Annotated in this window: 7 protein-coding genes; 4 read left to right on the top strand and 3 right to left on the bottom strand. The window is 40.1% G+C overall.

Annotated features, from left to right (window positions below; genetic code table 11):
• Positions 1-289 precede the first annotated feature (289 nt).
• The 4 genes from ACTF6W_RS05575 to ACTF6W_RS05560 are packed head-to-tail and all read left to right on the top strand — an operon-like array spanning position 290 to position 3,558.
• Complete coding sequence (locus tag ACTF6W_RS05575) at positions 290-1,117, top strand: mechanosensitive ion channel family protein (RefSeq protein ID WP_438993559.1); 828 nt, start codon at positions 290-292, stop codon at positions 1,115-1,117.
• A 9-nt stretch (positions 1,118-1,126) separates the two neighbouring features.
• Entirely contained in the window at positions 1,127-2,218 is a 1,092-nt protein-coding gene (locus tag ACTF6W_RS05570; protein WP_438993558.1) for a sensor histidine kinase, read from the top strand.
• 1 nt (position 2,219) lies between these two features.
• Positions 2,220-3,029 (top strand): LytR/AlgR family response regulator transcription factor, encoded by an 810-nt coding sequence (locus tag ACTF6W_RS05565; protein WP_438993557.1) that lies wholly within the window; start codon positions 2,220-2,222, stop codon positions 3,027-3,029.
• A 25-nt stretch (positions 3,030-3,054) separates the two neighbouring features.
• Positions 3,055-3,558 carry a hypothetical protein gene (locus ACTF6W_RS05560; RefSeq protein ID WP_438993556.1) on the top strand — a complete coding sequence of 168 codons (504 nt, stop codon included), beginning with the start codon at positions 3,055-3,057 and terminating at the stop codon, positions 3,556-3,558.
• Between the two features lie 535 nt (positions 3,559-4,093).
• On the opposite strand, the gene ggt (ACTF6W_RS05555) is transcribed toward ACTF6W_RS05560, so the two are convergent.
• The 3 genes from ggt (ACTF6W_RS05555) to ggt (ACTF6W_RS05545) all read right to left on the bottom strand — a co-directional run bounded on the left by ggt (ACTF6W_RS05555) (position 4,094) and on the right by ggt (ACTF6W_RS05545) (position 9,582).
• Positions 4,094-5,842: a gamma-glutamyltransferase gene (gene ggt, locus ACTF6W_RS05555; RefSeq protein ID WP_438993555.1), complete on the bottom strand. Its 1,749-nt coding sequence runs from the start codon at positions 5,840-5,842 to the stop codon at positions 4,094-4,096.
• Positions 5,843-5,985: 143 nt separating this feature from the next.
• A complete protein-coding gene (gene ggt / locus ACTF6W_RS05550; RefSeq protein WP_438993554.1) occupies positions 5,986-7,734 on the bottom strand; it encodes a gamma-glutamyltransferase in 1,749 nt (582 codons plus the stop codon).
• A 111-nt stretch (positions 7,735-7,845) separates the two neighbouring features.
• A complete protein-coding gene (gene ggt / locus ACTF6W_RS05545; protein WP_438993553.1) occupies positions 7,846-9,582 on the bottom strand; it encodes a gamma-glutamyltransferase in 1,737 nt (578 codons plus the stop codon).
• Positions 9,583-9,815: the final 233 nt, after the last annotated feature.

Below are 9,815 nucleotides of genomic sequence, written 5' to 3'. Positions count from 1 at the left end.
GGTAATGTTGAAGTGGCAGCTGTAAACATACTTGCCGCTGCAACGGCCATCGCCAAACCTGCTTTGTTAATTTTCTTACTCATTTTTATTTCCTTTGTTTGTTTAATTTTAGAGTTCTTGCCCTTCACACGGGAAATCTTAATCATGTTTCTAAGAACTGCACATAAATTCTGTGTCACGTTTTTGTGATGTCTGAAAATTTATGGTTAAAATTTTATTGCACTTCAAAGGGATAATGCGTAGTTTTAAACAAACACAACAACACAATAACTACAATTAATAGGGTAATATGGAACAAGACCTAACAGAATACACTGACATGATTGTAGAATATGGCACACAATATGGATTAAACATCGTCTTTGCAGTACTGATTCTCATCATCGGTATGAAGGCTGCCGGATGGGTGAAACGCATGGTCATCAAAATGTGCAAAAAGAGCGCAAAGATCGATGACACGCTTGGCGCATTCTTCTCAAGTCTCGCGCGATATGTCGTCATTATTTTCACGATCCTTGCTGTACTTGACCGTTTCGGTGTCGAAACAGCAAGCTTAATCGCCATCCTCGGTGCCGCTTCCTTAGCTATTGGCCTTGCGTTGCAAGGCACACTCAGCAACGTTGCAGCGGGTGTGATGCTACTAATATTCCGTCCTTTCAAAATCGGACAATTTGTCGATGCTGCCGGTCATGCCGGTTCCGTAAAGCATATCGGATTGTTTGTCACTGAAATGGCAACTGGTGATAATGTACAAATCATTATTCCAAATAGCCAAATTTGGGGCTCATCAATTAAAAACTTTTCATCTAACGAAAACCGTCGTGTCGATCTCGTCATTGGTATTGGGTATGATGATGATATTGATAAAGCAATCGCTGAAATCGGATCAGTATGTGATGCAGATGATCGCGTTCTTAAAGATCCAGCAACGTCAATCTTTGTAGGTGAATTAGGTGCTAGCTCAGTTGATATTGTAGTGCGTGCCTGGACTGCCAGTGGTAATTACTGGCCACTTAAAGCGGCGCTTACAAAAGAAATCAAACATCGCTTTGATGATAAAAAAATTAGTTTCCCTTACCCACAACAAGACGTTCATATTGTATCAAACGTCAAATAAAGAGGTCCATTGGAAAACTTTATTGAAAAACAATATAAGCAAAAAGAAAGCTTATTTTGGAAACTACAAATTGCCGGGTGGCTCGCTTTTGGGGCCACTCGCGCATTAAACTCTTTCGCACTCGGCGACGATATAAATTTTCAAATTATCGTCGCCGCTTCTGTCATCAGCGGTTTTATCATTACCGTCATCTTGCGGCTTATTTATCGCAAACTTAGGCAAAGTAATCTCCCCGCTTCTACCATGGTTCTTTCTGTAATCACGTGCATAGTGATCTCCGCAATCATTTTGAGCGTCATTGATATATGGATCGTCGTGCAGATTTATTTCATTGACTTACAAGTAAATGAATTCGCCGGTAGAACGCTTTATGACGTTTTTGTGCTTCTTATATGGACCGGTGCATATTTCATCATAAATTATCATTTTTTGCTTCTTGAACAAAAAGAAATGACCCTGCAAGCTGTTGCCCAAGCCCACCAATCGCAACTGCAAATGCTAAGATATCAGTTAAACCCGCATTTCTTATTCAATACTTTAAATGCCATATCAACATTGGTGCTTGGTGAACAAACCAAAGAAGCAAACGGCATGCTCACAAAATTAAGTGCCTTTTTAAGGTTTAGCCTAGTAAATCAGCCACAGCAAAAAATTACCATTGAAGAAGAGGTCTATGCCTTATGGCTTTATCTTGATATTGAAAAAGTACGTTTTCAAGACAGATTGAAAACGGATTTTAATGTAACCGAAGAAGCCAATCATGCTTTAATCCCAAGTCTATTACTGCAGCCTTTAATAGAAAATGCAATTAAATATGCCATTGCACCAATGGAAAATGGCGGAACAATATCTTTGAATGTTGAAAAAAACGATAATCGATTATCTATTACCATGTGCGATAATGGCCCAGGTTTAAATGAGACTGGCGAAAAACCGATCTATGATGAAAATTCGAGCGGTGTTGGCCTCGCAAATACAAAAAATAGGTTGAAAGAATTATATCCAAGTGATCATAATATTGACATTAAAAACCGCGAAGAAGGCGGCGTAAAAATATCAATTGATATCCCCTTTGAATTAAAAGAAAACGAAACGGAATAAAATGAAAAAAATTCGCACCCTTTTGGTTGATGATGAACCCCTCGCCTTACAAGGTTTAAATATTCGACTAAAGCCTTTTGAGGATATTGAAATTGTTGGCACATCATCCAATGGGCGGGAAGCCGTTAAAAAAATTCGTGCGGAAAAACCAGATCTCGTATTTCTGGATATTCAAATGCCAGGAATGAACGGCTTTGATGTTGTAAAAGCGCTCGCTAATGAAGAATTACCAATTATTATATTCGCAACAGCATTTGATAAATATGCCATACAAGCATTTGATGCGCATGCATCGGATTATCTGCTTAAACCTATTGAAGAAGAACGCCTAGAACAAGCAATTATTAAAGTCCGTGAACAAATTTCAGAACATATAGCCATTGAACAAAATGCGCGTCTTATTGATTTAATAAGATCATTAGACACGCCCCCTGAAATCGAATTGTCTGAAATATTAACGTTAGACGATATTGCCTCAAAGAAACAGTTCGAAAGCCATTTTAACATCAAAGACCGCGGTGAAATCACTTTGGTTGATGTCTCAACCATTGAATGGATTGATGCTGCTGGTGATTACATGTGCCTTCATACATCCGGCAAAACTCATATTTTACGCGAAACTATGAAAAATATGGAAAAGCGGTTAGAACCTGATATCTTTAAACGTATCCATAGATCAACCATCGTTAATATTAATATGATTGAAAAACTGGCCTCTAATGCGGGTGGTAAATATCTTATCACGCTTAAAAACGGATCAGAATTACAAGCAAGCCGATATTACAGAGAAGCCCTTAAACAGTTTCTTTAAGTCTAAAACTCAACAGGAGGAATAAATGAAAACTTTACTTACAACAATAGTCGCGCTTTGCGTGATGAGTACCAGTGTATCTTCACAGCAATTCGACCCGAGTTTTGTCCCCCCTTCTCAAGAAATCCAGATCAAAGAAGAAGTGACATTAATCGTTAATCGCTATTATAAATATTTCTCCGCAAATCAGATGGATAAGTTTCCTACGGAAACACATACTATTCCATGGAAAATCTTAGGTACAGACCGAATTTTCATGACACCTGAAGCATCAAATAAAAATTATTTCGATTCATTTGCTGAAATTAAAAAGAATAACCCCGAATATGACCGCTCAGAATTTACCATTCAAAATATTTACGTTCTATCACCAAGAACGGCATTCGTTAGCGGCTATAACACCCGCCGTGCCGATGATGACAGCATCATCAGAATGAACGGTACCGTCTATATCATGGAAAAAGTCGAACAAGGCTGGCGCATCAATAGCTTTGCAGGTAAAGGCATGGAGAAAATTGTAAGCTGTTAAAATAAACCTTATCTAGTAATTATTTAATACGTATACTGCTTATGAAATGAAATTGGGGCAAATAATATGTTGAAAGATTATTTTAGTATTCGATCAATAAAATTTTGGTTACTTTATACATTAGCTGATGTCTTAGGGCTTCTAATAGGCTTTTATATATTTGGTTATTTTTATTTTACTTCAGAAGTGAATATAAAGTTTTATTGGAATCAGGTGACCGAATTTTTAAATTATTGGTAAATAATAAAATTATACTTACCAATTCAATTTGTAGCATTTATTATTTTTTGGCGGGGAAATTTTTTAAAGAGAGACTTCATTTCAGTTTTTAGAATTATAGTTCTTATTATCCATCTGGGGGTGATATTTACTTCATTAAGACTGGGACCAGAATATATCTTATCGCAGCCAGTTTTCTGGATAGGTGGATTAAGTGTTATTATTCTCAATGCTTTAGCATTTATGATCTTCGAGAATATAAAATAAAAAAGGCGGCTTTAATTAAGCCGCCTTTTTCTATATTATATTTAATGATTTAATCTACGCCTACAGCACCAGAATCCATACTACGGATATCAGACGCGCCATAAAATATACCATCACGATACATAATTGTGCTTAGTGAACCAAGTGTGAAACGCATTGGCGCTAATACATGCCCCATATTCTTAAGAATATCAGTTGTATCTTTGCTCACACCTTCTTCAACCATAACCGCATCAGGTAACCATTGATGATGGATACGCGGCGCAGCAAGCGCATGCATCGCATTCATATCGAACTCAAGAACGTTGAATACGCTTTGAAGCACAACAGTAATAATCGTACTACCACCCGGGCTACCGGTTACGAAAAACGGTTTGTCATCTTTTAGGACAATAGTCGGTGTCATTGATGATAATGGACGCTTCTTTGGTTGAACGCTGTTTGCTTCACCACCGATTAGGCCGTAACCATTTGGTGTACCTGGCTTCGCAGAGAAATCATCCATTTCATTGTTCATCATGATACCTGTTCCTTCAGCCATCATGTGATTGCCGTAACTAAAGTTCAGCGTATATGTGTTACTAACCGCATTTCCATGCTTATCCATTACGGAATAATGAGTTGTATCAGGGCTTTCAGCAATTAAGTTTAGCGCTGGTGCAACATCGGTTGAACGACGTGATTTATCAGTTGGAATTTGTGCACGTGTTAGTGCCGCATATTCTTTACTTGTTAATTCCGCAACAGGAACATCAGAAAAATCAGGATCACCTAAATATTTACTACGGTCCGCATAAGCTTGACGCATCGCTTCAATATAAAGATGAAGTGTCGCTGCACTGTTATGACCTTTTTCTTTTAAGTTATCATTTTCAAGCATATTCATAATTTGGACAAGATGAACACCACCTGATGAAGGTGGTGGCATTGTAACCACTTTATGGCCTTTATATTCGCCAACAATAGCAGGACGTTCTTTGGCAACATAAGCGGCCATATCGTCCATCATAATTAAACCACCATGTGCTTTTTGATCTGCAACAATACGTTTTGCAATTTCGCCTTTATAAAAAGCGTCTTTACCGCCATCCATGATCTGCTTTAATGACCAAGCAAGATCCTTTTGTTTTAGAACTTCGCCATAATCATACGATGAACCATCTGCTTTATAGAAAACTTTTGCGGCCGCTTCGTTTTCCATCAAACGTTCTTTACGGCCATTAAGTGAGCTTTGCAGATAGTTATACATTGGAAAACCATCATTCGCGAGGTCATATGCTGGCTTGATAACTTCAGCAAGGCTCATTGTACCGTAATTTTCAAGTGCATGAACCATTCCTGCAACGGTGCCTGGCACGCCTGCCGCTAGGGCACCATATTTAGAACGGTCATTATCAACAGATCCATCTTCGTTAAGATACATGTCACGGTGCGCTCTGCTTGGTGCCATTTCACGGTAATCAATTGCAATTGATTTATTTTCTTCTGCGAGGTGGATCACCATAAATCCGCCGCCACCAATATTTCCGGCTTGTGGGTAAGTTACTGCAAGGGCAAAACCAACGGCCACACCTGCATCAACGGCATTACCGCCTGCTTTAAGAATATCTGCCCCAACCTGTGAAGCCATTTTCTCGCGTGATGTAACCATACCGTTACGTCCAATTACAGGAACAAAACGGTCCGTAGTGTTAAGACGCGGTGTGTTTGCAGCACCACCATCACCCATTTGCGCTAATGCAGGACTGACGACAAAACCTGCGAAAAACGTTACTAAAACTAAAATTTTTGATTTCATTATTTCTCTCTCAATGTGTTCAATGAAAACACTCTAACCATTAAAAATGATTCTGCAAAAGAAAAAGGCGTACTGCTACCGTTTCCGGTATTGATCCGATTTTGCAGAGTTTTAGTCCGTTAGATCAGGAAATATTCCGAAAATTATTCAAGTCCGATCGTACCCGCATCCATATTACGGGGGTCATGTGCGCCAAAAAAGAAACCATCCTTATAAACAATGCTTGCGGTTTCCCCTAAAGTCATGAACCCATATGTATTACTGTCGGCGCGATAAACCAGATTATGCCCCATATCTTTAAGTATATTCATCGTATCTTTATTAAGGCTACTTTCCACCTCGACAATATCCGGCATCCATTGGTGATTTATTCTTGGTTTGCTGCTGGCGGCAGCTATATTCATATCAAATTCAATCACATTCATAATCGTTTGAAAAACCGTATTAATGATGGTTGATGACCCCGGGCTTCCGGTTAATAAAAACGGCACGCCATCCTTTAAAACTATGGTCGGTGTCATTGATGATCTTGGGCGTTTACGTGGCTCCTGCGCATTTGCTTTACCGCTTATATTTCCGTTAACATCGGGCTCATAGGGTAAGTGATCAAAATCATCCATTTCATTATTAAGCACAATTCCAGTTCCCCCTGCCATCATGCCCTCATAGAAACCATAGTTAACTGTATAAGTGTTACTGACGGCATTGCCCCATTTATCCATTACTGAAAAATGTGTTGTTTGCGGACTTTCTGACTGGAGCCCTTTTGTCGGTGCAAGTTCAGATGATTTTCTTGCACGGTCCATTGGAATACGCGCACGGGTTTCTTGGGCGTATGTTTTGTCCGTTAATTTATCAACCGGCACGTCAAAAAAGGCAGGATCACCTGTATAAAGACTACGGTCCGCATAGGCCTGACGCATTGCTTCAATATATAAATGAAGGGTTGCGGCACTATTATGCCCTTTTGATTTGATATCATCATTTTCAAGCATATTTAACATTTGCATCACGTGAACGCCACCAGATGATGGGGGTGGCATGGCGGCAATTTCATATCCCTTATATGTTCCGCGAACCGGTTCTCTTTCAACTGGCTGATAATCCGCCATATCTTTCATGGTGATAATACCGTCATACTTTTCTTGATCCGCTACAATCTTACGGGCGATCTCCCCTTTATAAAAAGCATCAACACCGTCATCCATGATCATTTTTAATGATTGCGCAAGATCACTTTGAATAAGCGTATCGCCAAAATAATAATTACTTCCGTCCGGCTTGAAAAAAGCGGCTCTTGTTTCTGGTGCTGCAGTCAATTTTTCCTTGTGGGTTTCAAATGTACGCTCCAAATGGCGCCCAACCTTAAATCCATTTTTTGCAAGGTCATATGCCGGTTTAATTACATCCGCTAATGACATTGTACCGTATTTTTCAACGGCCATCGCCATGCCAGACACCGTACCCGGCACCCCAACTGATTTTCGGCTTTGAAATGAAAGGAAATGATCAATTTTACCATCAACAACATACATATCATGTGTCGCACGATCGGCAGCATATTCACGGTAATCAATTGTTGTAGTGAGGTTTTGATCCGCTTTATGTAAAACCATAAACCCGCCGCCGCCAATGTTTCCGGCTTCGGGATGGACAACCGCAAGCGCGAAAGCAACGGCCGCTGCCGCGTCAATGGCGTTGCCGCCTTGCTCTAATATATCAGCGCCAACTTTTGTCGCAATTTTACGTCGACTACTCACCATTCCTTTTGATCCGATTATCGGTACAAATCCATCGACAGCATCATAATCTGGTAAGGGCTTTTCTTGTGCAACGGAAAAACTTGTCACAAATACAAAAATTGAAATAGCGGTAATTATATTTTTAATCATAGTGTCAGCCTTGAAAATAAAATGAAATATCACTCTAACGAATATTCATATATGAACCAACAAAAAAGGCGGATCGAATGACCCGCCTTTAATTAATTATATCAAGTAATCTTATTCAATCCCAATGGTCGCCGCATTCATACTGCGCGGATCATGAGCACCATAAAACCAACCATCGCGGTATACGATACTGTTCGTGCTACCGAGTGTACGGCGGCCAGCATTGAATTTATGCCCCATTCCTTCAAGGATATTAAGGGTATCCTGACTAACACCAGCTTCGATAGTGGTCATGTCAGGCATCCATTGATGATTGATACGTGGCTTACTGCTTGCTGCTGCCACATTCATATCAAATTCAATCACGTTCATGACCGTTTGGAAAACGGTGTTAATGATTGTGCCACCGCCCGGTGATCCGGTTACTAGGAATGGTTTACCATCTTTAAACACAATAGTCGGTGTCATTGATGAACGAGGACGCTTGTGCGGTTCTTGTGCGTTTGCTTTACCACTAATGTTACCATTTGCGTCCGGCTTATAGGGTTCATGATCAAAATCATCAAGTTCATTATTAAGTAATATTCCTGTGTTTTCTGCCATGATACCATTACCAAAACCGAAGTTCAGCGTATATGTATTACTTACCGCATTACCCCATTTATCCATAACGGAATAATGGGTTGTTTCTGGGCTTTCATAAGCAAGGTTTTTGGTCGGTGCCACTTCCGAGCTGTCGCGGGCACGATCCATAGGAATACGGGCACGAATTTCTTTTGCATATTCTTTATCAATTAATTTATCGACCGGAATATTAAAGAACGCAGGATCACCCGCATAAAGTGAGCGATCAGCATAAGCCTGACGCATACTTTCGATATATAGATGAAGTGTCGCAGCTGAATTATGACCCATTGATTTAAGATCGTCATTTTCAAGCATATTCATCATTTGAACCATATGCATTCCTCCTGATGATGGAGGTGGCATTGTCGCAATATCATATCCTTTATATGAACCCCAAACCGGCTCACGTTCATAAACTTTATAAGCCGCGAAATCATCCATGGTTAAAATACCATCGTTCGCCGCCATATCGGCAGAAATTCGTTCAGCGATCTCACCTTTATAAAAAGCATCAACGCCATTATCCATAATCTGTTTAATGGACCATCCTAAGTCTTCCTGAACGAGGATTTCACCTGTTTTATAATTACTACCGTCCGCTTTATAAAAAACCTTTGAAGCAGCTGGATCCGCACCAAGACGCTCTTTACTGCGAATGAGTGATGCTTCAAGCTGTGTATAAACAGGAAAACCATCTTTCGCGAGTTTATAGGCTGGCTCAAGAACATCATTTAAACTAAGTGTTCCGTATTTCTCAATTGCTAGCGCCATACCCATAACGGTTCCGGGAACGCCTGATGATTTACGGTGATATTTTGCAAGCTTATTATCAACTTTATCATCAACAACATAAAGGTCGTGACTGGCTGTTCCTGCGGACATTTCACGGTAATCAATGGCAACCGTTTCATTTTTGTCGGCAATATGTACAACCATAAATCCACCACCGCCAATATTACCGGCTTGTGGATACGTAACCGCAAGCGCAAAACCAACCGCCGCAGCAGCATCAACCGCGTTACCGCCTTTTTCAAGAATTTCCGCACCAATTTCAGCAGCGATCGTTTCACGCACGGTTACCATACCGTTTTTGCCAACAACCGGAACAAACCCATCACGCGAAGAAAAACTTGCAGGATTATATTCCTGAGCTTTAACCGGCACTGCGATGAATGCAATTACATTGACGACAAGCAACAGTGATTTAAACAATGTCTTCATTTTATTTCCTCTTATATTTATTTTCCCCATAACGACAAAAGCGAGCTTAATATGAATAAAGCTCGCTTGCAATCGTAATTAAAAAAGAAAAATTTGTTATTTAACCGGTGTTGCCATGATACGGCGACGCGTATTGCGGCGTGTTTTGCGTGGTTGCTGTACTTGGTATGCTTCTACGCAGTGGTTCGCACAATATGGAAAGGTTGGCTGTGACGGTTTACCGCAAAAATGAA

It is taken from the genome of Pseudemcibacter sp. (assembly GCF_965661635.1).
Taxonomy (GTDB): Bacteria; Pseudomonadota; Alphaproteobacteria; order Sphingomonadales; family Emcibacteraceae; genus Pseudemcibacter.
This window is presented reverse-complemented; position numbering and strand designations above follow the sequence as displayed.

Excerpts from the sequence above, each read along its gene's own strand:
- ggt (WP_438993555.1), bottom strand. The coding sequence starts at position 5,842 with ATGAAATCAAAAATTTTAGTTTTAGTAACGTTTTTCGCAGGTTTTGTC.
- ACTF6W_RS05575 (WP_438993559.1), top strand. The coding sequence starts at position 290 with ATGGAACAAGACCTAACAGAATACACTGACATGATTGTAGAATATGGC.
- ggt (WP_438993554.1), bottom strand. The coding sequence starts at position 7,734 with ATGATTAAAAATATAATTACCGCTATTTCAATTTTTGTATTTGTGACA.
- ggt (WP_438993553.1), bottom strand. The coding sequence starts at position 9,582 with ATGAAGACATTGTTTAAATCACTGTTGCTTGTCGTCAATGTAATTGCA.
- ACTF6W_RS05560 (WP_438993556.1), top strand. The coding sequence starts at position 3,055 with ATGAAAACTTTACTTACAACAATAGTCGCGCTTTGCGTGATGAGTACC.
- ACTF6W_RS05565 (WP_438993557.1), top strand. The coding sequence starts at position 2,220 with ATGAAAAAAATTCGCACCCTTTTGGTTGATGATGAACCCCTCGCCTTA.